Raw genomic sequence first — 25,836 nt, 5'->3', positions numbered from 1 at the left:
ACTTTACAGTTGTGACTATTTTCGTTTTAATCAATAATTTCTAACAATGTATCCTGGATCGTCAACCTGTCTTTTTTTGTGATTATTAGATTATCCATTACACGATTCAATATGACAATAATGACTGTCGTATCATAACCTTTTTCTTTCAGAAGATTTAAATCAACCTCGATCAACAAATCACCTTTTTTGACTTCCATTCCAGTTTTTATATGTGACTTAAACCCTTCTCCTTCCAGCTTTACAGTATCTATACCAATATGAATCAATATTTCTTTGCCACTTTTACTAGTGATCCCAATCGCATGACCAGTAGGGTATACCATTGATAGTACGCCATCAACAGGAGAATGTATCGCTCCTTCCTGTGGTATTATCGCTGCTCCGCCCCCTAGAGTTCCTGATGAAAATGCTTCATCTTTAACATCTTGCAATGGAATCAATGTACCTGCCACTACATTTTTAACTTCTTCTTTACCATTTTCTACTTCTTTTTTTGTTTCTTCTGCAACACTTTCTACTGGAACAAACACATAAGTCAATACAAAAGAAAGGACTAATGCTATCATTGCTGTAATAATTGCATTGATTATATTATTAGGATTGTCACCAATAAAAACTGGCAAAGACAAAAAGCTTGCTGAAGCAATAGCATATCTTACAACACCGGTTATTCCGGCATAAAGACCCGCAATACCCCCTGAAACCATAACACAGAGCAACGCTCTTTTATATTTTACCGTTACACCATAAAGTGCAGGTTCCGTTATTCCTGATAAAGCTGTAATTCCTGCTGAAATGGCCACTTCACGTTTTTCTATCCGCTTTTCTTTAAATGCGATTGCTAGTGAAGCACCACCTTGTGCAATATTGCTGCCAAGCATCCCTGGACCCATAAGTGTTTCATAGCCAAATCTAGACACTGACAAGATAGCAAACGGTGTTATCGATAAATGCATACCAGCCATTACCAGTAACGGTGAAAAGGTTCCCATTAACATCGGTACAGCCCAAGGAACATTTTCATTGAGTATTTGTATAACATAGTAAAGACCTTCACCTAAGTATCCACCTAAAGGCCCAATTACAATTAAAACCACAGGGGCTGTTATTAAAAGGGTTAATAATGGTCTAAACATCGTCTTGATTAATTTAGGCGTGTATTTGTCCACAACCTTTTCCACATAGCTCATAAACCAAACAGCAAAAATAATAGGAATAACCGTTGCACTATAGGATACTAATCGCACTGGCAAATCAAAGAAAGAAACTGCTTTACCCGCACTAACCATGCTCATAAAATTAGGATGAAGCAGTATCCCTGCTATAACCATTGCCATATAATTATTGGTCTTAATTCTCGTTGCAAAACTATTGGCAATGAAAAACGGTAAAAAATAAAAAGTAGCATCCGAAATAAAATAAAGTATCTTATAATTTTGCGAATCACGACTCATTCCCGAAAGCACCAGCAATGCAAGCACAACTTTTACCATACCACCGGCAATCAAAATAGGTAAAATAGGCGCCATAATTCCAGCCAGTGCGGTCAATCCTTTTTGAAATATCTCTCTAATATTGAATTTTTGTTTTTCTTGGTTACTTGAACAATCACTAAAATTCTCTAACCCTTGTTTTAATAAATCATTATAAAACGTATCGACTTCTGCACCAATAATAATTTGTGACTCTGCTCCAGATTGTACTATATTTATAACACCTGGTATATTCTTTAATGCTTCCGCATTAAATTTTTTTTGATCTTTTAAAATAAATCTCAATCTAGTCATACAATGATAGAGGTTTACAACATTTTCAATACCGCCAACATTTTCTATAATTAGATTAGATATATTTTCTTGTTTCAAAATAAACCCTTCTTTCTCCAAGTAAACTTAAAACTCAAAATATAAAGTTTCTTAATTAAAACAATATGAACCGATAACTCAAATTTTTATGACGAAAAGCTATGATTGCAACAATTATCGAAATTTTCAAATATTAATTAATGAAATTTATACATACTTTTATATTTCTATTATTTTTTAAGGGTTGATTAATTTATAGAACCCTTCGCATACTCTATCATACTGCATTGCCAAAGACTATAAATTAATCATCACCCTCCCGTGTATATACCAACTTTTTTAGATTATCACTCTCCGTTGTCATAAATACACGAATTATCTAATTACAAATTAAATTGTATTATCGATATTTGCAGCTACCTGATCATGTACTTTTACACCAGCATCTAGCAATTCCTTGATTTTTCCAGAAAACTGTGGTAGATATTTTTTATTTGCCACTAGCATTTCATCTAGTAAATCCTTCGCTTTCTGCCCACTTGGAATAAGCGGATTTAATATAAACGCTTGTAAAGCTAAACCATAATCACCCGTTACAGCTGCTTGAACTATTATCAACTCCATATTCTTCATCACTTGCAGCCAGCCTCGTTCTGCTGGTGAAAAAGGACCAAAGACCATTGGAACAGCACCAGATGCACCGATTTGTGAAGAAACTTCCACTATCTGATCGTTAGGCAAATCCGGAACAGCACCATTATTTACAGTAGATACAACCATTTGTGTTTTCTTGTTCCCATAAACAGACGCAATAGCTTCACAAGCTGCATCAGAATAATGTGCGCCGCCTCGTTCTGACAACTGTTTAGGCTTATAATCCAGTTTAGGATCTTTATACAACTCAAACAGCTCTTTTTCAATCTTCATAACCTGCTGCCCACGTGTACCTTTTTCACTTTCATACTCTTCCAAGCCATGTTTGAGCATTTCTTCCTGACGGTAATAGTATCTATGATAACCGCATGGAATCATTTTCATTTGAGTTAATTGTTCCCTAAAGAATGGAACATTAAAAATATTTTTAGGTAAACCAGCATCTTCACCATCATACATTTTACTGATGATTTCCAATGTCATTTCTTTACCAGTGTTATCCCAAACGCGATGCCAATGGAAATGATCAAGCCCTGCAAATTTATACGTAAGTTCATCTAACGTTTTCTCAATCAATTTTGGTTCACTAATCATTGCCATAACTGGTACATTACATAAACCGATGACTTTATTCCAATGCCCATAGGAAACAATAGCTTCTGTAAGCATTCCGCTTGGATTCGTAAAGTTAATTAGCCAAGCATCCGGGCATAATTCCTTCATATCTTTAACTATATCAAGAATTACTGGAATCGATCGAAAAGCCTTAAATATACCACCAGCACCATTCGTCTCCTGACCAATCATTCCATAAGAATTAGGTATTCTTTCATCTTTTATACGTGATTGTAAAAAACCTACTCTAAACTGGGTAGACACAAAATCAGCATCTTTCAGCGCTTTACATCTATCTATTGTCAAATGAATATCCCAATCCAAATTTGCAGCTTTGACCATTCTCCTGGCCATGGCTCCAACTATTTCCAACTTTTCTTTTCCTTCTAAAATATCAACTAACCAAATTTCTTTAATAGGCAATTGATCACTACGCTTAATATAACCTTCTATTAATTCCGGAGTATAACTAGAACCCCCACCGATAGTAACTATTTTTAATGCATTCCTTGACATACCTTTCTACCTCCTTATTTATATTCTTAAGATAACATCATCTTAAGTTATGGGAACATTCCCATGTCAAGATAATTTTTTAAATATTCTTTAAATATTCATGATCATTTTTCTCTGACTGTTTTCGTCATTTTCCTTTGCTGTCTTGCATGCTACGAATGAACGATCTGGGTCGTCTACTATATTTAAATTCAAATATTGAATTTATTGACCCCAGTCAATTTCTCACTAAATTATAGAACAGCAAAAAAACACTTTCAGCACGGCATTACCGCTATCTGAAAGTGTTTTTTCTGTAAAATATACAAACATATGGTTGGTAAGCTAATTGAAATATGTCGATCTGTGAACGAGGAGATTAAATCAAAACGTTTCGAAACAAATCCATATAAAGTCCATCCGGCGAAGGTAATCATTGCACCATACATATCATTACTGTAAAGCCGCAGGCATGCAACGCATAAAGACTGTACAACGCCCCACGAAGCCAACAAAACCTTTCCAGCTGCTTTTCCCCAAAGGAACTCCCTTGATTTCCGGAATAATCCCGTTTTCGAGCAAATAATTCGTTAAGATTGTCGCTGGAATGCCGAACGTATCATATTCCCCCATATCAACCTTAACTCCCTGTGTAGTTAGCATGATCACCTTATCGCTTGACAATTTTTACAGTAACCATAAAAATATATTTGGCAATCCACTACTCGAAAATCATTTAAAACTTGCTTCTTTCTCTTAACCATATTCAGCACCTCCTCAGTTGCTTCATCAGTTACTTCAACAATTGCCCCACATGACAGGCAAATCATATGATGATGCTTTTGTTCAGATATTTCATAGTATGCTCGTCTATTCAATAAATCCAGTCTTTGGACAATACCTACTTGTATAAATATTTGCAATGTTCTGTATATAGTTGCCACTCCAATTTCCGGATGAGCCTCATGCACAATATCCAATATATCTTCTACAGTAAAATGAAGATGTGGTTTATTATTCATCGAATTAAAAACGATTTCACGTTGTCGAGTCATTTTATACTTTCCATTTATAATTTGCTTTAAATCACTGACCGTCACTTGTGCCGCCCCCTCCCAACCCACATACTGCTAAAAAACAACTGCACTCGATTATTTCATTCTTTCCTTTACAAACAAACAGTATCCACTGCTCATCAAATCAGCTCGCCCTGTATGCCAATTAAATTGATATGATTTAACCATAACTTACTAAAATCTTTTCAAGTTATGCATGCAACCTTTCATATGGTGCCCGTGATTTTCGTGATGATCATCATCGTGATGATGTTTCAGTAAAGCATCTTGTGCCTCCGGCATTTCATCTTTTAATAGCGTAATCATTCTGTCCATATAATCTGCTAGATTTTTCTGTTCTTCCTCGTTAAGACACTTAAAAATTTCTTCTGTATTTTGGTCACATTTCAGAAAATTTTCATTTGCTGTTGCTGCTTCCATTCCCTTTTCTGTCAATTCAATATCCAATGAACGACGATCCTCTTCTGATTGAGTCCTCGTAATATCGCCATTTTGTTCAAGTTTTCCTAATAATTCCCCCATAGATTGAGGCCGTATCCCAAGTAAAAAAGAAAGTTTCTTTTGACTCATTTTAGGTTCTATTTTAAGCAAAGAAAGAACTCTTCCCTGTCCGTGATAAGGACTATGCATATGATTTCCTTTCATGTGATGGTGTCTGTACATCATTAAACGACTCAAAATAATAAGCTGCTCCATTAAAGTGATTTTTTCTTTTTCCATAACTAATCTCTCCTTATATCATTATCATCAGGTACCTTAATATCATTATAATAAGGTACCTGATAAATGTCAATATATTTTATAGATTTTTAATTTTATTTCATTCTTACTTATTTGTATAAAAGGAACTATTGTAAGCGTAAAATCGGTTCTTTCCAACATTAGTTGATTTTCTATAATTTTCACTATGATAGTTTAGCTTTTATTATTGCTTAATAGATTCTTTCAACTAAAGTTGGAAAGAACCATAAAACCAAACAGCGTATACAACCATAAACATTGATTCCATTCAAAAACTTAGTAATCAATCGTAATGTATATGTATGTTAGCAGGGTTGAGAGCATTTTCAAGGAATATATTACAGTAAATAAAAAACAATATTGCTATCAAAACAATAGCATGCTATAATATCTATAGCATGCATGCAATAAAATTTACGAAGGATGTGTTTTTATGCCAGTAATTACAATGCAAATGAAAAAAACAAAACCAGAAACGAAAAAATTATTAATTGAAAAATTAACTGCCGCTGCAGTTGAAGTTACGAATTCACAACCAAGTTCTTTTACTGTCTTTATTGAAGAATATGACCCTGACAGTATTGGTATTTCCGGACAACCATTAGTTGAAAAGTTAGCAAATAAGTAATACAATAATTATTCTAGAGCCAGCATCTTTTATAATAAAAGATGCTGGCTATTCACAAAAATTTAATTTATCCGAGGAGGAATACTATGTCGATTCCATGTCCCGGTAAGCCGGTTCGAGGCTCAAAATCTGGAATTCCAATCATGGCACTTTTTGATTTTTTAGGTAGAAATTGGGCTATGGGTATCATCTGGAATTTACAGAAAGGTCCGACCACATTCAGAGAACTTCAGGAAAGATGCGAATCCATTTCTCCTTCAATATTAAACAGTCGTATCAAAGAATTGAGAGCCGCTGATATTATAGAGCGTACCCTTGATGGGTACCAATTAACCATCAGAGGCAAAGAGCTGATGGAGTTATTGCGGCCCTTTGGTGAATGGTCACGAATCTGGTCCAAAGAAGTCTTTAATTTCTCCAAAACACAAGAAAAAAAATAGTATATGGAGGATTGTTATGATTCAAGATATAGCGCCCAAAGTATTCAATAATAAATTTGAAAACAAACAAGCCAGCAACAATGATATTTTTCTAACTTACGAAAAAAACAATATTTTGATCCGCGAAAACAGCGATCATCTATGCTATCCACGTTTTTCCGACTTCTCATCGACCTATCCTAAACTTATCGAAAATGCTCAATTTTTATTCACAATTGATAGCACAAATTATTTCCTTGTAAATAATCCCCATCTTAATAATATCTCTGGTTGGGCATATGCTAATATCCAACAATTACGTTCAGAATCTGAATGCTGGCGTTCTTTTGCCGGAATTGTTGGGTATCAATTAAGCCAATGGTATACACAACATAGATATTGTAGTCATTGCGGAAAACTTATGAAAAAATCCAGCAAAGAGCGTATGCTCCACTGCGAAAATTGTGGTCTTCAAGTTTATCCGACAATTTTCCCAGCCATCATTGTTGGTGTATATAATGATGACCGTTTATTACTTACCAAATATGCGAATCGCAACCATGCACGTCATGCTCTTATTGCTGGATTTGCCGAAATCGGTGAAAGTTTCGAAGAAACGGTTCGCCGTGAAGTGATGGAAGAAGTGGGCTTAAAAATAAAAAACCTTACATATTATAAAAGTCAGCCATGGCCTTTTTCTAATACTTTACTTGCAGGTTTTTTTGCTGAACTTGATGGTGATGATAACGTAACGCTTCAAGAAGATAAGTTATCTCTTGCGATTTGGAAAGACCGTGAAAATATTCCGCAAGAAGATCTATTGCAAATAAGTCTCACGAGTGAAATGATCGAAGCATTTCGTACGAAAGCAGTCTCTTTATAGAAAGAGTTCATTTCCCCCTTGAAAGACAACTGTTACCAGCCACGCTGCAGAGCATAGCTGCATATCGATTAATCCAATATTTTTTCTATATCGGCTGCAAATTTATGTGGACTCGTTATCGGAGCATACCTATTTCTTACTTTCCCCTGAGAATCTACCAGAAATTTTGTAAAATTCCATTTGACCGAATCCCCCAGCCAGCCGGGAGCCTGCTTAGTTAAATACGTAAATAACGCATGAGCATTTTCACCCTTCACATCAATTTTTCCAAATACCGGAAAAGTAACACCATAATTGACTTGGCAAAATTTTTGAATTTCTTCATTCGTCCCTGGTTCTTGCTTGCGAAATTGATTGCAAGGAAACCCTAAAACCATAAAATTTCTCTGTTTATATTTCTGATATAGTTCTTCTAATTCTTTATATTGTGGAGTAAAACCACAGTTGCTCGCCGTATTAACGATCAGTAAAACTTTTCCTTGATATTCAGCTAACGATTTTATCTTGCCCGTCGCAGTAGGAACTTCAAAATCATAAATTTCCATAATGATTCACCTTCCTATTTATATAAGATTACCTTCTAATTATACTGACGTTCCAGTTGCTCTTTTATTGCAACAAATTCCATTCTGCAAAGACATAGCCTAAGCAAATGAGAAAACATCCTATCGTTTTCTAAGCATAAACTTTTCGCCTCTAATGAACCATCAACCTATGGCCCAGCTACGGGTTAAGCAAAATACCTGTCGTAAAAAATAAAAAGCTTCCAAATTGGTAAGAATTATACTACATTCAAATCCATTAGGGAGTTTTTTTGTTCACGAAAAATCAATTTATTCTTCCATTTTATTAAGGGTTTCATCCATTGAAATACAAGAAGCATATCTGGTGTTCCACATATATTCATTGTAATACTTATAGCTCTGTTCCGAAGTCATAAAATCATTATCAACCGTTGAATTTGCATACGTTGGTATGGTTATGTTAAAGCCATGTTCAAAGCCGCATTTCACCGTTGCATCAATACAATAGTCTGTTTGAAGACCTACGACGATTACTTCTTTTTCATTTTTATTTTTTAAATAATCCAATAAACCTGTATCTCTAAAAGCACTGTTAACTGACTTATCAAATATTTTTTCTTGGGAAAATGGTTTAAATTCATCGTAGATTTCAAATCCATCGGTTCCTTTTGTCAACTCACAGCCTGCACCATCATCATGGCGTACATAGATTATCTCAAGCTTATTTTTTCTGGCTGCACATATCAATTTTTTGATATTGGAAACAAACAAATCAAATTTGTACAGTTTCTCCGTTACGATCAACTTTTGTACATCAATCACCAGTAATACCATTTTCATCCCTCCATCTATCAAATATAACACATACCCATTTTTCTTTCAATTTGATCAAAATGCTCCTGCATTCAACAAAATAATACTCGAGCATTTATTTTTAAAGGAAAATCGATATATTTGTCTAATAATCAAAGTAAGTTTAATAAAGCATCAAATATGGGGAGATGTTTTATATGTTTTCAAGCCAGTATAAAAAATTTTTATTTCATTTAAAACCAGTTTCTTTAGATTCTTTATTATTGTTAAAAGAAAAAAAACAATTTCTACTTGCTGATGCTATACGATATTTAAACCGTAAACAAACTACAAATTATCTATATCAAGAAATACATTTTAACTATATGTCAAATATTTTTCAATATGCAGATTATAACCTTCTGACATACTTAGTTATTTGGTGGTATAGAACAGGAAAAAATTACAATACGATCCTGTGTGAATTTAAAGCTTGGAAATATGCGATTCAGAAAAACATTTCCCAACATGATAATACCGAATTGATAAATGTATATGATTCACTCATAAAAAACCATAAAAATTTTATAAAAATTGCTGAATCAAATATAAATTTATTGAAAAATCAATCAATATCTAGTAACACTATGCTAAAAGATCAGTTTTTACAAATAATTTTAGCAGGAGAAAAAACAACCGCATTAGATTTAACTGAAAACCACGTACATGATAAAGAGACGTTAAAAGATTTTTATCTCACTGTAATTCAGCCTTGCTTATACGATATTGGTTATTTGTGGGAAACGCAAAAAATCAGTGTTGCTCAAGAGCATTTGGCGTCTGCAATCGTTATAAATATCATGACGGCATTATACAGCCAATATGTATTGGGTGATCACAAAAAAGGAACCGCTATTTTAGCTACAATTTTTAATGAATATCATGAAATTGGTGCGAGAATGTCGGCCGATCTCTTAGAATCGGATGGTTGGGATGTGCATTATTTAGGCAGTAATACGGAAACAAATTTATTATTAAAAGAAATAGATCTTCTAAAACCTGATATAATCGGACTCAGTATTTCAATGCCCTATAATCTAGCGAATGCATTTGAGATCATTCAGTCTATAAAGAAACGTACGCCACCCAGTACATTAGTCATTGTCGGCGGAAATATATTTAATTACGCTCCTGATATCTGGATCAAATTAAAAGCTGACAATCTTGCAAGAAATGCCGAAGAATTTTTAAATCTAGCCAATAATCACTGGTGTAACCTAAAAAAGAACACTGCTACGAATGAAAAAGCAGTGGTATTATAACCAGATAAGATTATCTAAGGAGGCTGCTCTGTGCATTATTCTAAGAAAGCCGAACATATCTACGCCATCATTTCAAAATTAAATAATGAATTAGCGAATTGCAATCGAGAATTAGAACAAAAAAATTATGAATTGAACTGTGTGAATAAAAAATTTTCACAAATGTTAAATACGGATTATTTAACAGGTTTATTTTCTCGCAAATTTATTCAAGATAAATTAAATTATTTCATCACGACAATTGACCCAACCATTTATGACACCTGTATTATGTTTGGCGATATTGACTATTTCAAAAAAGTGAATGACACCTATGGGCACACGAGCGGTGATCAGGTTTTAATTACTGTTTCCAAAACAATCAAAGAATCCATACCAAAAAACAGTTTTGCGGGACGTTTAGGTGGAGAAGAGTTTTTAATTATATTAGAAGATCTTAACACGGAACAGGCAAAAATAATTGAAAATAAAATCCGTCTAAGTTTAACAAACATCCAAATAAATAATCACTTTCAAGACATTACATTAAGCTGGGGAATAACAAAAATAAAAAAAGGCGACACCGTAGATTCCATTCTAACGCGTAGTGATAATGCGATGTACAACTCCAAAAAGTCGGGGAAAAACAAAAGCACAATTTGTTGATTTGATCAAAACCCCACGAAGCAATGGACGCATATCTGGCAAAATCCCAGGCATGCGTCCTTTATTATTCGGAAAGAAACTCATTTTTATGATTCAATTTCCATTGTTTATTTAATTTATGTGCTGCTGCCCATAAAATAATCGCCGCCAAGAAAAAAACCAGCTCTACCGCGATGCTCATCCATTCTCCTGTAGAAAGTAGGTACCAAAATTTTTCCGAAGTTTTCCAGACACTAAAAAATGGTAATATAAAAAATAAAGTGGCACTAATTTTTAATTGCTCAACCCACGCCACTTTAACTGACCGCCGAAAAGCATGACATATCATGATCCCCCAGGCAAGAAAAAAGATCCCCACTTCCATATCTTCGCGCCCGTTCAGTGATAGTGGCAATAGTCGATTTGCCCAAAAATAGGCACTGACAGCTACGATACAACCACAAACTACCGCAATATTAAAAGACTCAACTTTTTTGAAAAAATTTTGTGTTCCAGCGCTTGCTCTTTCATATACTAATCGGCGCTTTATTGTGAAAAAAACCAAGCCCGTAGCAATCATACCGCTGCTAATCAGTCCAAATAAAAAATATCCCCAAGCCATTGGATAGCCGCCAAACTTTGCAATATGAAGCCCAACCATCGACCGAACAATTACAGCCTGGGTATCCCATGTATTTTTTGTAATAAGCCATTGCCCTGTTACACCATCAAAACTAGCACGGTCTGTAATGGCCAGCATCCGATCATCTACACGGCGCATAAAATGAATAACTGCATTTTCTGTATTTGGCTGTTTGATTTGAACAAATGCCAACTGCCCTTCGCCCAGTTCTTGTTCCGCCACTGGTAAAAGTTCTGCTAGTGGATATAATTTCGCCCATACCTGACTTTTCGGCCGCTCAACACTTTGTAGAAATTCCGTCCAAAATCCACCTTCGTTTTTGTAAAACGTATGCAGCGCAACAGGCATCACTTCTGTAAACGCCATAACAAGCCCCGTATAAGTAATGATCACGACAAACGGCAACGTCATTACTCCACTCATTGTATGAATACTAAAAAAATTCTTTCGCCAACGAAAAGAAAAAAAATCAAAGATCACTTTTTTTCGAATTGCAATACCTGAAAAAATCGCCATGATCATCATACCACCAGCAATGCTAACAATCCAGATTCCAAGTGGCTCATGGTGCAACTGGTAATGAAATTCTGCGAAGAATTCGCCCCCTTTTGTTTGGCGAACGTTTAACGTTTCACCTGTTTCGGGATGTACGTACCGCTCAAATTTCTGTCCATTCTTTTGCCAGGAAATTTCCAGTGACTTTGTCCGTCCTTGCGGCAAAATCACAAACCACATATCTGCATCAGAGGCATTTTCCTGTAAGGCTTTTTCAGCTGCTTGCAGAGCCTGTCCATGATTAGCTGCCGCCACGCGTGCTTCTGGCGTCATCCAATAGGTAATTTCAGGTGCAAAAACAGACAATGTTCCCGTAAAAAATACGATAAACAACAGCCAACCAAAAAAAAGACCACCCCACGTGTGAAAATCACGCATCGTCTCGATAACCTCCTTCACTGAAACAAATAAAATCCACCGACAATCAATCTACTGACGAGCGTAACGAATAAAAAATTTCTCCATACCAACGCCACGTTTACAACCGAAAATGCATACCATAACCCGAATACATAAAAAATGGGGGCAAGCCACTCGCAAAGAAAAATCGTCTCCAAGGCTCCGAATAAATTGGCAAGTGACAAGATCTTTTCCATAAAATACGTCAAACTTATACCACCTGCTATTGCAGCTAAAAACCGCATAAGCATCACAAGTACAGGGCTTGTGTGAAAGAGAAGTTCTTCCACACAGACCCATTCTGTCTTTATTTTTTTTATCTGCATAAAGCCACCTTACAAATCAATTGACATCGATAACTTATATGTACGTCCATTGCCTATCGTCAAATAATCTTCTCTAAACAAGCCTGACCAATAATTTTTATTTGTTAGATTTTCCACGCTAAAGCGCAGCGTAGTCGGATTTCCCTGCAATGACGTTTTATACTGCAGCCCGGCATCGAATCGCATCCAGGAAGGAATTTTCGCTGTATTATTATTGTTTGTATACTGCGATCCTGTATAAACCAGGCGTGTATCAAAACTCAAACCTTGCACATGTGGTACGGCATATTCGAAACTAACATTTGCTTGCCAAACCGGAACTCCATACGCTGTTTTTCCATCATTGGTTCCACTTTGCGTATGAGTCTGCACTCCACGCATATAGGTGATACCACCTAAAATGGACACTTCGTTATTTAGGTTGCCAAAAGCACTCCATTCAATCCCACGATTTCGCTGTTTTCCAGATTCATTATAGGTATTGCTCAAACTGTCTTTCAAAAGGCTTGGTTTCTTAATTTGGAAAAAGCTCAACGTATTAGCAAATGTTCCATTTTCCCACTTCACGCCAACTTCTGCTTGTTTTGTTTTAAACGGTGCAAATACCTCACCATAATTCGCTGCCGCTGTATCGGTAACCGTACTACCTTTGCTTAAACCCTCGATATAATTTGCATAAAAAGAAACTGGTTTGTCCCATGGTTTAAAAACAAACGCAATCGCCGGGGTTACGGCATTTTTATTGTAAGAAGCTGTCCTTGCTCCTGTGGAACGATTGTAATTTTTACTTTCAATCGTCTGGTTGCGTACACCTAATGTCAGATTGTATTTATCTCCGCCAAAAGACAAAGTATCCGCAAAAGCAATACTGTTCAAGGTACTTTCTGCCGTTTTGGGTGCATCCGATGCAACTGCAACAAGCAATGGGATAACCGGATGATAAATATTGGACGCATAGCGTGCGCTTTCGGTGTAAGCCGACCCGCTCTCTGTCTCCAGGCGCGTAGCACTCATAACCATTTTATGATTTACCATCCCTGTCTTAAAGCTCTGGCGCAGACCAGCTTCAGCTGATACATTATTCGAATATCCATTGATATATGTAGTATAGCCCGTATAATTCCCCTCGGAATCAACGCCTCTAGCATGCGTTGAGTTTATAAAACCTTCATATGTATTTTCAAGGTAGCCGATACCAGCATATGCCGTCAAATTCTTACTAAGATCATATTCACCACGCAGCATTGCCCCTTTATTTTCGAGACTTGCATTGGCACCTTTGAAAGCATTAACATCCCCCTCCGGTGCATCGGGAATTGCTGTAACAGAATTTTTAAAATTCACCATCATCGAAGAACCATTTTTGAATTTTTCTTCATTATCAAATGCATCAAGATACATTCGCCAATTTTGCCCTTGATAATCGACATTAATTGAGCCAAAAGCCCGCTCTTTCTTTTGCCCGTCAACACCAGTTTGCCCATCGCGCGTTGCAGCGTTTAGGCGGATTCCCCATTCTTTTGCTTCCCCAAAACGCCGTCCAAGGTCCAAATGCAACCCCATCTGCGAACCCGATGCATAATCCGTCGTAAGACGTGTAACAGACTCTGACCCGGCTTTTTTCGTAACAATATTTACTGTACCGCCAACCGATCCCCCTGGCGGCGTACCATTCAAAAGTGCACTCGGCCCTTTTAAAACTTCGACTCGATCGATAAATTCCGTCGGCACATGCCCCGAGGGAGCAAGACCATATAGACCATTCAAACTCAGGTCATCTGCTGTAACATCAAATCCACGAATGGTATAGTTTTCATTCATATGTCCACTCGATGTCGTAAATCGTACGGATGAATCGTCAAGCAAAATATCCGAAAGCGTTCTTGCTTGTTTCGATTCAATTTCTTGGGCTGTATAGCTCGTAATATTAAATGGAATCGAAAAAATATCGGCACTACCTAAAATTCCGACATTAGCTTTTTTTGAAAGTTTCCCGCCCACATATGTATCTTCCGCATCTTTTTTCTTTTCTTCACGTTTTGCAAAAACAGTGATTCCCTCAAAGGAAAATTCATTTCCCGCTGCTTTTTCCTGCCTAATTTCTTTGCTGGCGTTGCTTTGCTGCACAGGTTCAGCCGCAGTCTCCGTTTCATCTGCGTATACAACTGCGGGTGTTTGCAATACTAAGCTGCTGCCCACTAATGCATATAAGACTTTTTTTTTATGTTTTGACAATCTATTCAATATAATCTCTCCTCTCAATGATAATAATTATCACCAGTTAGTATGTCGCTATTTTAACAATATACACCGGTAATGTAAATGGATTTTTTCCTCAAAACACCTGCATATTTTCCCAATCAATAAAGCAATGCTATAAAAATTTATTTATTTTCGACATTTAGTTGACAACAATTCTATTTTTTGATAAATTGATAATGATTATCGTTTCAAGAAGGAGTCTATGATCTGATGCGCCAAATACTCGATATAAAACAAGTTATAAACTATTACAGACAAGCTGTTTTCCACGTCTTACGCGTTCAACGAAATGTAGTCGCTCCTGGTAGTAAATATTTTGGAGCCAAAACACCCCCAGCGTATGGTTTGCTCATTCCCTTGTGTGGACGAGCAAACATGCATTTTGACAAAGTTCTATATGAAATGGAGCCGGGGAAAATATTTCATTTTACACCAAACATGCAACTAGATAAAGAGGTCATTGGGCAGGAGTATTGGGACTATATCGTCATACAATACCACCGTGAAGACAACATCCCCCTCCTGCAATATGCCGATTCCCATTATGAAAGTGACATCTCTTTTACGCCGCATCTTTATGATCTTTTATTACAAATTTATATGCAATGCTCTATCCCTGGACAGTTTACCAACCAAAAGGCGCAGGCATTATTGGCAAATATCTGGGTGGAAATTCTACCGAAAAACTTAGATACTGATAATGAAAAAAGTCGGCTTTTAATCCAAGAAGCCATAAAATTCATAGACTTGCACTATACAAAAAACTTGACCATACCAGCCATCGCAGAAAATTATGGTCTGGGATGTAAACAGTTCACCTATTTATTTCGTAAATTTAAAGGTATAAGCCCCAATCAATATATTATTAGCTTGCGAATTCAGCGGGCACAGGAATTACTTTACCGGCATCAATATTCAATAGCAGAAGTTTCACATTGCGTGGGTTACACTGATCCATATTATTTCAGTCGATTGTTTAAAAAAAGAACTGGTCAGACTCCCGGTGCCTGTAAAAAATCAGTCCCCCTACGAACATGCCACGAGCTATAATTGTTTCCGCTAGCATTGCAGTGGACATCTGCCATACTGATTATTTTTCTTTGTTACATATTAAATAAATTACAAACATCATTTCGCATCAACTACATTTGTAGTAAGATAGAAAGTATATACAATTGCCTGAATAGAAAACTTTGTTTGATAGATTCACATAATTCATTATTATATGAGGAGATGACGCAATGGAATGGTTGACTGATCCACAGGCCTGGATAGCATTGGTGACCCTAACTACTCTGGAAATTGTACTCGGAATTGATAATGTAATTTTCATCTCAATTCAAGCAAGTAAACTCCCCTATCATCTCCAAACCAAAGCCCGACGCGTCGGGCTGGGGCTGGCAATGTTTATACGCATAGCACTTCTTTTTTCATTTACTTGGTTAATGGGACTTACCATCCCACTATTTACTGTCGTTGGCAATGAAATTTCCGGACGTGATTTGATTCTTATTATTGGTGGATTGTTTCTGATATGGAAAAGCACCATGGAAATCCACGAAAAGCTGGAAGGAGAGGAGATGGCTGCACCTAATCGCGTTGGAGCAACCTTCAAATCTGTGATTTTCCAGATATTGCTTTTGGATGTTGTTTTTTCGCTTGACTCAATCATTACCGCATTAGGTATGGCACAACAATTGGGTATCATGATTGCGGCAGTTATCATTGCTGTTGTTTTTATGATGGTGTTTTCCGAAAAAATCAGTATATTTGTGGAACAGCACCCAACTATCAAGATGCTGGCCTTAAGTTTTTTACTTTTAATAGGCGTAGCACTTATTGGTGACGGTCTTGATATGCATATTCCAAAAGGATATATCTATTTCGCAATGGGCTTCTCAATCATGATTGAAATATTAAACATGAAAATCAGGAAGAGTAATCCGGTCAAACTTCATCAACCACACCTCGAAATATCAAACGATAAAATAAAATCAGATAGTACTTCTTCGACCGATTCGTAAATAGTTTAATTACAAAAGATATAAGTATAGCCACAATTTCTTATTTTTCAAGGAATTGTGGCTATACTTTATTCTAATCTGGTATGCTCTTTTAAAGTTTGAATATATAATACGACTCCAGCTCAGGTAAAACAACAAAATCAGTGCGCTTTTATTTAAAATAATAAAATTTAGCGTATACACAAAAAATACAAAAATGCATTAAATCAAATAGAATCAATGTATCCAAGAATTTTTCAGCACACTTAGCATATTTCATTCTTTATGCTGCCTGATTGTAGGTTCAATTTCCATCACCAGTTCCCGTGTTATTAATGCCTCCAAGGTTTAACGAAGAGTTTTGTCTGTTTTTAATTTCATGCCTTTCTTACCGAATATTCAACTGCACGGATGGCTCCCTTTTTTGATTTGATCCATCTTTTTCATCCCATTGCTGCATGTGCAATGCCCGTTGCCGAGAAGCTTCTGTAGCCGCTTGAATTTGTTCCACGGAATAACCTGTTATTTGCAGATTCTTTTCACAAGAATCCAATGCCTGCAACACATCTGTCCAGTTTAAGTCTCTATTTTCCAGTGATATCGAGCGGGCATGTATTTCTTGCAGATAAACTTTTACCCCAGCATCTCCTAAATCCGACCGCCGGATATCATCAAGCAATAAAAAGACTTCTTTCACCATAACATTATCCCCGCCAACATGTTTTCTATCTGGATCAATGCCGGCATTGGCTATTTGGCTTACTGGTTCGCTCTGCAGCCACGACTGTCGAACAGACTCATAATAATCTTTTCCTAAAATATTTTCCTCATATAATACATACATATAAGACAGCAGCCCCGCATCAATGCTGCCTGGATCGGTCGTGCTAAATCGCGGCCACCATAGAAACAGGACGGATTCTTCAAAATGTAGTTTTTGCAATTCTAATTCGTCCGTATCCTCCCGCGGAAATAAATAAAAATAGCTTTCGGCAATCATAATAGAATTTTGCAAGCTGATTCGTTTATATTCTGGAGATTGTCCCAGCCAATTGTTTAATAGAAAGTCCGGTATTTCCACGATTGGAAAATAATGAGGACCACTTAACGGAATCCACTTTTCATAAAAATCCAACCGCAGTCTAACTTGCTCCTGTATTGTTGCAGCGCTGAACGCATGCAAGGCCGCAGAGTATACCGGTAAATCTGCGGCAGCAGTTTTTTTATAGGGAGCCGCCAGAATAAAAATATCCTGTGCCGAATCGCTCGCAAAGTCGACCTCCTGTCCATTTTTTAAATTCTCCGTACTAAGTATTGGCAAGCCAGTAACAATCTCCATCGGTTGATCTGTTTTGACTTTTATAGCAAAAGCAACTGGTCTGTGGACTGCTTTTTGGCTCTTTAATACCTGTTCAACTTTTCCTACATATTGTGGACATTCAAGGATATCCGCCAATTTGTATTTTCCCACAATAGGGTACCAAGCCTCTCCTGATCGCAAGAGCGTCATTTCCGGCGATATAAAATTGATAAACCCACGCGGCTCAGCATCATAGTTCGTAAACCATTCTCTAACCTTTCCGTGATAATCAATCTGGATGGATTGCTGTTCACCACTAGGCAAAGGACTCGGCAAATCAACCTCAAGAAAATCACCGGTTCTACGCCAAATCAGTTTCTTTCCTGTATTGTCGATTATTTTTTCGATCTTATAATAATTTTTAAGCGTAAATGGGATTGTCCGAACAGCTCTTCCGGTTTCATTACTCAAAATCAGTTGAGTTTGACACTGCATTGAGTGCTCTCCTGTTAACAACTGAACGGACATTTTATATTCAAGCGTCTCCAGCAGCTGTGCCCCCAAGCTTGTATCCTGTGCATCAATTTCAGTAGCAGCAATGGCTTCTTTGTAACTTTGTTCGCGGCTTTCATATTCCGCACTAAGTTTATATGCCCCGCAGAAAAAAGCACTTGCTGCTATGAGCACCAAAACAACATAAACATAGCGACGACGTTGTTCAAAACAGCGCTTGCTATAAACATAACAGCTTACCCCCAAAAGCACGCCGGCCAAACCAAGCTGTTCGCTAAGTATTGCTCCAAGCAGCTTACCATTCGGAAAAAGTCCCGTAACCTGCGAAGGAACATTCGTCACGGCTAAATTCACTGCAAAATTACAGGGTGGCAGCCAATAAGGCAGTGCTGTTGTTATATCACCATCTACCCCCACATGAATAATACAATACAATAAGGTTAAGCCCATCGTGCGAAAATGATTAGCTCCACTAAGCATATCGATAAATAAAACCACTGAAATCGAATTTATACACACAATAATATAATTGACCCAATAACTAAAAAACAAATTGTCGAAGGATACTTGATTGGGAAAATCAAACGCCCGCACAGATAGAGAAACAAGAAAAAGTTCTACGCCCAACAGCAACAGCAGCAAAAAGCTTGCCAAAAAACGTGCGCTCAGAACTGGCACTCCATTCAATGGTAACACTTGCAAAAATGTCAGCGTCCCCTTATTCGCATCCCGGGAAATGATTCCAACATTCCAAAACACAAAAAACACATAGTAGAGCTCTATTGCTCGCAAAACAATATGTTGATCTTCAAACAACGAATAAAGTAACAAACTGTTGGTCAATAAGACTAATATCCAATAGCCAAAACCTTTTAGTTCAAAAAAGATCTCCTGCCGAACAATCGCCATTATGATATTCATACATCTGTTCCTTTCCATGTTTTCAGCATTGCTATATAGCCTTCCGTTATATTAGAAAATCCCATTGCCAGTTTATCCACACTATCATGAAAAACCATGTCTCCCTTATGTAGTATGGATACATCTGTGCAGCATGCTTCTATATCAGCAAAAATATGTGTTGAGTAAATAATGGTTCTATTTTTCCCTAATTCACTGATGATATGGTGAATCCTATTGCACTCAACCAGATCAAGACCAACCGTCGGCTCATCCAAAATCAAAAGTTTGGGATTGCCAAGCATTGCCTGAATAATCCCCAATCGCTGCTTCATGCCATACGAATAGTTTGAAATTCGTTTATCTTTGACTTTCAACAAATTAAATGTCGTCATCAAATGATAAATATGATCATGACGAATTTCTTTTTGCAGCATACCTTTGAGCACCGCAAAATAATCAAGCATCTCAAAACCAGTCAGACGTGAATAAAAATCAAATTCCTGCGGCAAATATCCCAATTGTTTGCGAACTTCACTTTTTTCTGTCCCCAAATCTTTTCCGTCGATAATAATTTCCCCACTTGTCGGCTCGAGCAGTGTTGCTAATAGTTTTAAAAAAGTACTTTTCCCCGCACCATTTTCCCCCAATAGCCCAAATACCCCACTGCCGATCGTCCAATTAATATCCCGTAATACAACCTTATCTTTATATTGTTTCGTTAGATTTTTGACTTCTATCATTTTCCAAAATCTCCATGTTTCGCTATAAAATTGATATAAGCATCTTCTAACCCTGCCTGCACTGAAAAGACTCGTTTCAAATCTGGTCTGCTTTCACAAAGCAAACGCACCTCATACATGCCATTATGAAATTTGAAACGGCTTACTGGAAAATTGTTTTTTTTGCGATTCCATTCAGCCTCCGTTACCGAAGCAGACCATACTTTACCACTAACAAGTTGAATCATTTCACTGGCAATTCCGTCAAATTGCAGTTTCCGCTCGTATAGCAACATAATCCGATCTACAAACGGATCCAATTCCGTCACAATATGACTACTCAATATAACAATTCTCTTTTTCGCTAAATACGAAAACAGTTCGTAAAAATAAGAACGGTCCTCAGTATCCAACCCCGATAATGGTTCATCCATAAGCAGTAGTGCCGGATCATTTAGTAAAGCTTGGGCAATTCCTATTTTCTGTCGCATCCCCTTCGTCCAAATACCGAGTTTTTCCTTGCGAAATGATTGTATTCTAACAAGTTCCATAACTTCTGCAACCCTTATCCTGGCTGCAGATCGAGAAAAACCTTTTAAATCTGCAAAATAAAGCAAAAACTTATCAGGTGTCATTTCTGGATAAACGCCAAATGACTGTGGCACATAACCAATATGAGTTCTAAATTGACTGTCTTCAGCCTGCCCAATTCCATTTAATTCTATATGTCCACTCGTCATCGGAAGTATACCCGCTAAAATGCGCAGCAGTGTTGTCTTGCCTGCTCCGTTCGGCCCTGTCAACACATGCAGACCTCTTGGCAGGCAAGTGCTGACACGATCTAACACCAGCTCTTTTGCAAAATACTTCGTAATTGCTTCTATTTCCAGCATAAAATCCCCTCATCTATCTTTAACATACACATTTCACTCTATTTGAATAACGTATATACAGTAAAATCATTAGGATCCCTATACATAAAAATAACAAAGGCATTTCTTGAAGCCATTGATATTCAAACCCTTTAAAATATTTATTTTGTTCACACATAAGCTGTATCAGCCATAATATATAGGTAGCAAAAGAACCATAACCAATGCCCGCACGCAAAGAAAGCACCAGGGTTATTCCCAGAAAAAACACCATTGGCACCAGCCAAGCTAAGATCATATTTCCCAGCAGAATTTTTTTCCCTGTAAACATGGCAAAGGCCGAAGCATCAATTAACACTGTTGCCACAAAACAAAGCAATCCAGTATACATTAAAGTCACAAGAATTCGCGCGGCAGCTACATACGCTGGCGAAAACGGACAAGCTGCCTCCATTTCTTCCATCTTATAAAATTTTGACCGATGTTCATATAAAAGTGTTAATGATGCTAATATCGGGGCTCCATTTATCAAAAAAAGCAAGGAACCATCGCCTTTTGTCAAACCTATACCCCCAAAAAGCAAAATACTGGTCACTATAATAAATTTCCAAGTTAATATTCGCATCTGTGCTTTGAACAAATGTCCTATCGTCGGATGCGGTGTCTCAATCTGACTCTTTTTGAAAAAGCTATTTTCTATAGTTTCAGGGATTTTTTCCTGTAAAACAACATCCTTCAAACGCCTTACTAACTCTTCTGTCATCAATGCTGATGGTTTTGCAACAGTATAACTTGACAGCTTGTCCAATACTGACAGCCATTCCTCATCTGTTTCTCTTCCGATTTCCTTTAAAATATCTCTATGCTCGTCCAAATTCTTCGCCGCCTTCCTTAAATAAGCTTTTAAGTGATCGCAGTCCATTAAATAGCCTTGATTTTACTGTACCAACGGGAATATGAAGCACCATTGCTATTTCCTCAAGTTTTAATTCTTCATAAAATCGCAAGATAATAACTTCGCGGCAACCATCACTCAAGCAGCCCAGTGCCTCGGCAACCATCTCCCGATCATCCTGCTTCTGCAAATAATCCTCCGGGGTATTTTCATCCAGCAATGTGTCCTCCCTAACAGACAACCCCATAACCGTCTTTTGCACATAGGAACTTTTTAAATAGTCTTTATATGTATTAGCAGCAATCGTATAAATCCATGTTTTAAACGAATAGCACGTACTATATTTTTTTATATTCCGGCACATTTTAATAAACACATCCTGTGTAATATCATTGCTGGTATGATGGTTTTTACTCATCCGATATACATAGGAAAATATCTTTGCATGATACCGAGAAACCAATTCTTCCAAAGCTGTTTCATTCCCCGCCTGGAGCTGCACAGCCAGTTCTTCATCAGAAATAATACTACCTCCTAAAGAAATCCGCAAAGTTTACTTATATTGCATCATTCAGCTTTTCTGATTATACATATCCTCTATATTTATACGAGGTACCTGCGCCAATAGTTCACTACTATAAAAAATATTATACGCCATCGCACTAAACTTTTGTTCATCATAACTCGTATAACTCGCTACAATCTTTTTCATTTTCATAAAAATATTATAAGCCCAGCCTCCTTTATTTTTTAAGATAAAGTAAGCCGGGCTTATATTTTTATACCATTTCAAAGAACTGTCTATATTGAATTCCTATAGATTTAAAAATATACCGATCTTTCTTTTGATTACATCCTTAACAACATCATTGCAGGGAACTATATTATTGCGAAGTGAGGCATTAACCTTTGTCTGTCCAAACATTTTTTGAGCCGCTTCCGTCCAGCCTACAAGAAGTTCCGTTCCTACATTAAATTTTCGAACACCATAATTTGTACACTGATGGATATCTTCTTCTTTTACGCCCGTTCCGCCATGGATGACCAATGGAGTATCAATGGTTTCATTGATTTCTTTTAACAATGGAAAATTAAGTTCTGTCTTTGATTTATATTGTCCATGGTTGGTCCCAACACCTACTGCCAAAGCATCAATTCCTGTCGCTTCAACAAAAATCTTGGCAGCTTTCGGATCAGTATAAACCATGTTTTCTGCACTTACGTGAACACCTTCTTCTGTTCCGCCAATCGTTCCGAGTTCTGCCTCTACCGATACCCCGCGTTTATGAGCATATTCAACAACCGCTCTTGTCCGAAGAATATTTTCTTTGAACGGCAAGGCTGACCCGTCAAACATTACAGAACTGTACCCGGCTTCAATCGCCGTGCGAATATCGTCAAATTTTGCTGCATGATCGAGATGCAGTACCACATCCACATCTTCATAATCTGCCATGTATTTACATACACTGGCAATAACACCATAACCTATATATTTAGCTGTTCCAGCACTCGTTTGAATGATAATCGGTGATCCCATTTCCTTCGCTGCCATAATCATGGCGGGCAGCATTTCCATGTTATGCATATTAAAGGACCCTACTGTAAAATTAAATTTTTCTGCCTGCTCTAAAACTTCTTTTAATGTCTTGTACATATACTGTCATCCTCTCGTAGATCCTGACTAACTCCTTATTCCTTCATACTTTACGCATAATGGTTTTTGTAGTTTGCATCAAATTATCTATTTTATTTAAATACAATTGAAGCTGCTCATCATCTTTTGCCACAGCGGCTTCCCGACGCTTAATATTGTATAGACTCATAAGATCCGTACAAGCTTTACCAAAAACTGTATCTTCTTCCAAACTTATTTCATAGTAATGAATCGCTTGCTCTGTATCTTGTATCTCCATATATGCACTTCCTAAAGCATTGAGGCAAGCGATTCTGTCTTTTCCCAACGCTGCTGTTAAATCGGTTTCTAAACATTCTATTTTTTCTTTCAGTTTTTCTATATCTGCCACTTCAACTTTTTCGATTACAGGTACTTCTTGCTTTTTCTTATTGTTATTCCAAAAGAACATTTTTAAGTCCCCCCTTATTACATTACAGCAAAGTCATAAGCGGCATTATAATCCATGCATACAATAACGCTGCCGAAATCGTATCAACATCCGTTGCCGTCGCATTAACAAAACCTAATGTATTAAAAATTGTCACAAGCAAGGCTGGCAGCAGCGTAATAAAGAACCCATGGGCAATTCCGCCGATAATCGCTCCTCGTTTACCGCCAACAGCATTACCGAAAATTCCCGCGGTACCACCGGCAAAGAAATTCGTGAGCATCCCTGGCAAGATCATCGCCAGACCAAAACTCGGCAGCACGAACATAGCAATGACCGTACCGATTGTTGTCGTAACAAACCCCACGATAACCGCATTGGGAGAGAAGGGGAAAAGTACCGGACAATCCAGTGCCGGAATAGCATCTGGAACAATTTTCATGGCAATGCCGCGAAAAGCCGGAACGATTTCTCCTAAAATTAAACGAACACCCGCTAGTAGTACATAAACACCTACAACAAATTGAATAGCCTGTAAAAATGAATGTACCAAGTAATTTGTATTTCCTGCAATCGGTTGACAAAATTCCTCACCAGCAAAAAAAGCGGTAATTAGATAAAGAGGAACCATAATAACCATAACGGACAAATACGTATCTTGTAAAAATTCAAAAGCCTTCGGAAGTTCAATCTTTTCTACAGATTGTTTAGGGTTACCGACAAGTTTAGCAACGCCTGCTTCAAATAAATACCCGATGGTGCAAAAATGACCTAAGGCAATATCATTATTACCCGTAATCTTACGAACAATTGGCTGCGCCATTGCAGGCATTGCTACAGCAAAGATCCCGCCGATAACCCCACCAACAGCAACCAGCATAAAACCTCTAAGTCCGGCAAAATAACCAAATGCTGTACACATTGTAGCCATCCATAAAATAGCCTGCCCCGTTAAAAAGACATATTTCCATTTCGTGAAACGAGCAATAATAATATTGACAACAAAAATAGCTAAAAACGTAAATGCAATGGGACTGCCCAACCCAAGTTCATTCATGGCCTGTCCATTAATTGCTTCAATGGAAGGAATAATGCCCTGCATATGGAATCCTTGTGTAAAGATCTTGCCAAAATAGATCAAACTAGCAACGATAATCGCTGAACCTGCGGATAACACCTGAAACCCCAGCAACGTCTTAAATGTACCAGCGATTGTTTGCCCGATTGATTTTCTCTGCAATACGAGTCCAAGTAATGCAATCAGTGCCAACGTAATACCCGCCTGCGTCAAAATATTATTGATTATGAAATTAATAACACTCATAGAAAAAACCCCCTCTTTCTTCTGTTACATAATGCCTTTTTCTTTCAATATAGGTACCAGTTTTTCTTCGATTTCTTTTTTACCAACAATGTTCGTCAAATAAATAATGTTTGTTTCCGCTGGATTTATCGTAAATTTTTCAAACTGTGATTTGAAATTAGATGCCGTCAGAATAAGATCTGGATGCATTGACACTGCTGATGAAATATCACAATGATCTAAATCAGCTTCCACCCCTAACTTATTCAAAACATCTTCCACGCTCATCTGACAAGCAAAACTACTCCCCAGACCTGCCCCGCAAACCATTAAAATCTTTATTTTCTTTTTCATTTCAACACACTCCTATTTATTTTAATATTCAGCTGAATCGCATCCAATATATCTCTCACTTATATTTTCACAATTTTACAACAATTATTGTTAAACTGATTTTTCAACATATGCCTTGCTAATCGTCATCAACAAGGCTGTG

27 protein-coding genes are annotated in these 25,836 nt (G+C 37.2%); 7 read left to right on the top strand and 20 right to left on the bottom strand.

From position 1 onward, the window contains the following. Window positions 1–26 precede the first annotated feature (26 nt). The 5 genes from BMY14_RS19050 to BMY14_RS19030 form a co-directional block, all read right to left on the bottom strand. Complete coding sequence (locus BMY14_RS19050; RefSeq protein WP_091835448.1) at window positions 27–1,868, bottom strand: beta-glucoside-specific PTS transporter subunit IIABC; 1,842 nt, start codon at window positions 1,866–1,868, stop codon at window positions 27–29. A 330-nt stretch (window positions 1,869–2,198) separates the two neighbouring features. Then, the gene (locus BMY14_RS19045) at window positions 2,199–3,593 is read right to left on the bottom strand and encodes a 6-phospho-beta-glucosidase (RefSeq protein ID WP_091835445.1); all 1,395 of its coding nucleotides are present in this window, start codon (window positions 3,591–3,593) and stop codon (window positions 2,199–2,201) included. Window positions 3,594–4,025: 432 nt separating this feature from the next. After that, a complete protein-coding gene (locus BMY14_RS20950) occupies window positions 4,026–4,235 on the bottom strand; it encodes a hypothetical protein (RefSeq protein WP_245741494.1) in 210 nt (69 codons plus the stop codon). 2 nt (window positions 4,236–4,237) lie between these two features. Then, entirely contained in the window at window positions 4,238–4,672 is a 435-nt protein-coding gene (locus BMY14_RS19035; protein WP_091835439.1) for a Fur family transcriptional regulator, read from the bottom strand. Window positions 4,673–4,822: 150 nt separating this feature from the next. Then, on the bottom strand, window positions 4,823–5,368 hold the full coding sequence (locus BMY14_RS19030) for a MarR family winged helix-turn-helix transcriptional regulator (RefSeq protein ID WP_091835436.1): 546 nt from the start codon (window positions 5,366–5,368) through the stop codon (window positions 4,823–4,825). Between the two features lie 454 nt (window positions 5,369–5,822). Here BMY14_RS19030 and dmpI point away from each other — a divergent pair, with 454 nt between their 5' ends. From dmpI to nudC, 3 genes are all read left to right on the top strand, one after another. Beyond that, window positions 5,823–6,017, top strand: a complete 195-nt coding sequence (dmpI, locus tag BMY14_RS19025; protein ID WP_091835433.1) for a 4-oxalocrotonate tautomerase DmpI — start codon at window positions 5,823–5,825, stop codon at window positions 6,015–6,017. 86 nt (window positions 6,018–6,103) lie between these two features. Next, window positions 6,104–6,457 (top strand): winged helix-turn-helix transcriptional regulator, encoded by a 354-nt coding sequence (locus BMY14_RS19020; protein WP_091835430.1) that lies wholly within the window; start codon window positions 6,104–6,106, stop codon window positions 6,455–6,457. A 16-nt stretch (window positions 6,458–6,473) separates the two neighbouring features. Beyond that, entirely contained in the window at window positions 6,474–7,319 is an 846-nt protein-coding gene (nudC, locus tag BMY14_RS19015) for an NAD(+) diphosphatase (RefSeq protein ID WP_091835427.1), read from the top strand. 68 nt (window positions 7,320–7,387) lie between these two features. On the opposite strand, the gene BMY14_RS19010 is transcribed toward nudC, so the two are convergent. Both BMY14_RS19010 and BMY14_RS19005 read right to left on the bottom strand, forming a co-directional pair. Next, entirely contained in the window at window positions 7,388–7,864 is a 477-nt protein-coding gene (locus tag BMY14_RS19010) for a glutathione peroxidase (protein WP_143063196.1), read from the bottom strand. 288 nt (window positions 7,865–8,152) lie between these two features. Continuing rightward, complete coding sequence (locus tag BMY14_RS19005; protein WP_091835421.1) at window positions 8,153–8,677, bottom strand: cysteine hydrolase family protein; 525 nt, start codon at window positions 8,675–8,677, stop codon at window positions 8,153–8,155. Between the two features lie 176 nt (window positions 8,678–8,853). On the opposite strand from BMY14_RS19005, the gene BMY14_RS19000 reads away from it, so the two are divergent. Both BMY14_RS19000 and BMY14_RS18995 read left to right on the top strand, forming a co-directional pair. Next, a complete protein-coding gene (locus BMY14_RS19000) occupies window positions 8,854–9,957 on the top strand; it encodes a cobalamin B12-binding domain-containing protein (protein ID WP_177177668.1) in 1,104 nt (367 codons plus the stop codon). 30 nt (window positions 9,958–9,987) lie between these two features. Then, on the top strand, window positions 9,988–10,602 hold the full coding sequence (locus BMY14_RS18995) for a GGDEF domain-containing protein (RefSeq protein ID WP_091835415.1): 615 nt from the start codon (window positions 9,988–9,990) through the stop codon (window positions 10,600–10,602). A 64-nt stretch (window positions 10,603–10,666) separates the two neighbouring features. Here the strand turns inward: BMY14_RS18995 and BMY14_RS18990 are convergent, their stop codons facing one another. Genes BMY14_RS18990 through BMY14_RS18980 form a run of 3 tightly spaced genes read right to left on the bottom strand, consistent with a single transcriptional unit; the run spans window position 10,667 to window position 14,748 of the window. Then, on the bottom strand, window positions 10,667–12,157 hold the full coding sequence (locus tag BMY14_RS18990) for a PepSY-associated TM helix domain-containing protein (RefSeq protein ID WP_091835412.1): 1,491 nt from the start codon (window positions 12,155–12,157) through the stop codon (window positions 10,667–10,669). A 17-nt stretch (window positions 12,158–12,174) separates the two neighbouring features. Next, on the bottom strand, window positions 12,175–12,504 hold the full coding sequence (locus tag BMY14_RS18985) for a hypothetical protein (RefSeq protein ID WP_091835410.1): 330 nt from the start codon (window positions 12,502–12,504) through the stop codon (window positions 12,175–12,177). Between the two features lie 9 nt (window positions 12,505–12,513). Next, the gene (locus BMY14_RS18980) at window positions 12,514–14,748 is read right to left on the bottom strand and encodes a TonB-dependent receptor (protein ID WP_091835407.1); all 2,235 of its coding nucleotides are present in this window, start codon (window positions 14,746–14,748) and stop codon (window positions 12,514–12,516) included. A gap of 228 nt (window positions 14,749–14,976) precedes the next feature. Here BMY14_RS18980 and BMY14_RS18975 point away from each other — a divergent pair, with 228 nt between their 5' ends. Both BMY14_RS18975 and BMY14_RS18970 read left to right on the top strand, forming a co-directional pair. Further along, complete coding sequence (locus tag BMY14_RS18975) at window positions 14,977–15,816, top strand: helix-turn-helix transcriptional regulator (protein ID WP_091835405.1); 840 nt, start codon at window positions 14,977–14,979, stop codon at window positions 15,814–15,816. 191 nt (window positions 15,817–16,007) lie between these two features. Beyond that, a complete protein-coding gene (locus BMY14_RS18970) occupies window positions 16,008–16,790 on the top strand; it encodes a TerC family protein (protein ID WP_091835403.1) in 783 nt (260 codons plus the stop codon). A gap of 367 nt (window positions 16,791–17,157) precedes the next feature. Here BMY14_RS18970 and BMY14_RS18965 read toward each other — a convergent pair whose 3' ends face one another. The 10 genes from BMY14_RS18965 to BMY14_RS18925 all read right to left on the bottom strand — a co-directional run bounded on the left by BMY14_RS18965 (window position 17,158) and on the right by BMY14_RS18925 (window position 25,694). Then, complete coding sequence (locus BMY14_RS18965) at window positions 17,158–19,503, bottom strand: M1 aminopeptidase family protein (RefSeq protein ID WP_091835401.1); 2,346 nt, start codon at window positions 19,501–19,503, stop codon at window positions 17,158–17,160. Then, a complete protein-coding gene (locus BMY14_RS18960; protein WP_091835398.1) occupies window positions 19,500–20,225 on the bottom strand; it encodes an ABC transporter ATP-binding protein in 726 nt (241 codons plus the stop codon). Before BMY14_RS18960 ends, BMY14_RS18965 begins: the two co-directional genes overlap by 4 nt. After that, window positions 20,222–21,097 (bottom strand): ATP-binding cassette domain-containing protein, encoded by an 876-nt coding sequence (locus BMY14_RS18955; protein WP_091835395.1) that lies wholly within the window; start codon window positions 21,095–21,097, stop codon window positions 20,222–20,224. The genes BMY14_RS18960 and BMY14_RS18955 overlap by 4 nt, the downstream gene beginning before the upstream one ends. Window positions 21,098–21,116: 19 nt before the next feature. Beyond that, the gene (locus BMY14_RS18950; RefSeq protein WP_091835392.1) at window positions 21,117–21,950 is read right to left on the bottom strand and encodes a hypothetical protein; all 834 of its coding nucleotides are present in this window, start codon (window positions 21,948–21,950) and stop codon (window positions 21,117–21,119) included. Beyond that, window positions 21,937–22,521, bottom strand: coding sequence for an RNA polymerase sigma factor (locus BMY14_RS18945; protein ID WP_245741492.1), 585 nt, complete (start codon window positions 22,519–22,521; stop codon window positions 21,937–21,939). The genes BMY14_RS18950 and BMY14_RS18945 overlap by 14 nt, the downstream gene beginning before the upstream one ends. A gap of 21 nt (window positions 22,522–22,542) precedes the next feature. Continuing rightward, a complete protein-coding gene (locus tag BMY14_RS20700) occupies window positions 22,543–22,683 on the bottom strand; it encodes a hypothetical protein (RefSeq protein ID WP_177177667.1) in 141 nt (46 codons plus the stop codon). 102 nt (window positions 22,684–22,785) lie between these two features. Beyond that, window positions 22,786–23,628 carry a class II fructose-bisphosphate aldolase gene (locus BMY14_RS18940; protein WP_091835389.1) on the bottom strand — a complete coding sequence of 281 codons (843 nt, stop codon included), beginning with the start codon at window positions 23,626–23,628 and terminating at the stop codon, window positions 22,786–22,788. Between the two features lie 43 nt (window positions 23,629–23,671). Then, on the bottom strand, window positions 23,672–24,058 hold the full coding sequence (locus tag BMY14_RS18935) for a tetratricopeptide repeat protein (protein WP_091835386.1): 387 nt from the start codon (window positions 24,056–24,058) through the stop codon (window positions 23,672–23,674). Window positions 24,059–24,080: 22 nt separating this feature from the next. Next, window positions 24,081–25,361, bottom strand: coding sequence for a PTS sugar transporter subunit IIC (locus tag BMY14_RS18930; RefSeq protein WP_091835384.1), 1,281 nt, complete (start codon window positions 25,359–25,361; stop codon window positions 24,081–24,083). Between the two features lie 24 nt (window positions 25,362–25,385). Next, window positions 25,386–25,694 carry a PTS sugar transporter subunit IIB gene (locus tag BMY14_RS18925; protein ID WP_091835381.1) on the bottom strand — a complete coding sequence of 103 codons (309 nt, stop codon included), beginning with the start codon at window positions 25,692–25,694 and terminating at the stop codon, window positions 25,386–25,388. Window positions 25,695–25,836 lie beyond the last annotated feature (142 nt).

The organism is Propionispira arboris, from assembly GCF_900109225.1.
In the GTDB taxonomy this organism is placed as follows: domain Bacteria; phylum Bacillota; class Negativicutes; order Selenomonadales; family Selenomonadaceae; genus Propionispira; species Propionispira arboris.
This window is presented reverse-complemented; position numbering and strand designations above follow the sequence as displayed.

Bases quoted from the DNA above. Each gene is read 5' to 3' on its own strand.
- BMY14_RS19045 (WP_091835445.1), bottom strand. From the start codon at position 3,593: ATGTCAAGGAATGCATTAAAAATAGTTACTATCGGTGGGGGTTCTAGT.
- BMY14_RS20950 (WP_245741494.1), bottom strand. From the start codon at position 4,235: ATGCTAACTACACAGGGAGTTAAGGTTGATATGGGGGAATATGATACG.
- BMY14_RS19030 (WP_091835436.1), bottom strand. From the start codon at position 5,368: ATGGAAAAAGAAAAAATCACTTTAATGGAGCAGCTTATTATTTTGAGT.
- dmpI (WP_091835433.1), top strand. From the start codon at position 5,823: ATGCCAGTAATTACAATGCAAATGAAAAAAACAAAACCAGAAACGAAA.
- BMY14_RS19020 (WP_091835430.1), top strand. From the start codon at position 6,104: ATGTCGATTCCATGTCCCGGTAAGCCGGTTCGAGGCTCAAAATCTGGA.
- nudC (WP_091835427.1), top strand. From the start codon at position 6,474: ATGATTCAAGATATAGCGCCCAAAGTATTCAATAATAAATTTGAAAAC.
- BMY14_RS19010 (WP_143063196.1), bottom strand. From the start codon at position 7,864: ATGGAAATTTATGATTTTGAAGTTCCTACTGCGACGGGCAAGATAAAA.
- BMY14_RS19005 (WP_091835421.1), bottom strand. From the start codon at position 8,677: ATGGTATTACTGGTGATTGATGTACAAAAGTTGATCGTAACGGAGAAA.
- BMY14_RS19000 (WP_177177668.1), top strand. From the start codon at position 8,854: ATGTTTTCAAGCCAGTATAAAAAATTTTTATTTCATTTAAAACCAGTT.
- BMY14_RS18990 (WP_091835412.1), bottom strand. From the start codon at position 12,157: ATGCGTGATTTTCACACGTGGGGTGGTCTTTTTTTTGGTTGGCTGTTG.
- BMY14_RS18985 (WP_091835410.1), bottom strand. From the start codon at position 12,504: ATGCAGATAAAAAAAATAAAGACAGAATGGGTCTGTGTGGAAGAACTT.
- BMY14_RS18975 (WP_091835405.1), top strand. From the start codon at position 14,977: ATGCGCCAAATACTCGATATAAAACAAGTTATAAACTATTACAGACAA.
- BMY14_RS18970 (WP_091835403.1), top strand. From the start codon at position 16,008: ATGGAATGGTTGACTGATCCACAGGCCTGGATAGCATTGGTGACCCTA.
- BMY14_RS18965 (WP_091835401.1), bottom strand. From the start codon at position 19,503: ATGAATATCATAATGGCGATTGTTCGGCAGGAGATCTTTTTTGAACTA.
- BMY14_RS18960 (WP_091835398.1), bottom strand. From the start codon at position 20,225: ATGATAGAAGTCAAAAATCTAACGAAACAATATAAAGATAAGGTTGTA.
- BMY14_RS18955 (WP_091835395.1), bottom strand. From the start codon at position 21,097: ATGCTGGAAATAGAAGCAATTACGAAGTATTTTGCAAAAGAGCTGGTG.
- BMY14_RS20700 (WP_177177667.1), bottom strand. From the start codon at position 22,683: ATGAAAAAGATTGTAGCGAGTTATACGAGTTATGATGAACAAAAGTTT.
- BMY14_RS18940 (WP_091835389.1), bottom strand. From the start codon at position 23,628: ATGTACAAGACATTAAAAGAAGTTTTAGAGCAGGCAGAAAAATTTAAT.
- BMY14_RS18935 (WP_091835386.1), bottom strand. From the start codon at position 24,058: ATGTTCTTTTGGAATAACAATAAGAAAAAGCAAGAAGTACCTGTAATC.
- BMY14_RS18930 (WP_091835384.1), bottom strand. From the start codon at position 25,361: ATGAGTGTTATTAATTTCATAATCAATAATATTTTGACGCAGGCGGGT.
- BMY14_RS18925 (WP_091835381.1), bottom strand. From the start codon at position 25,694: ATGAAAAAGAAAATAAAGATTTTAATGGTTTGCGGGGCAGGTCTGGGG.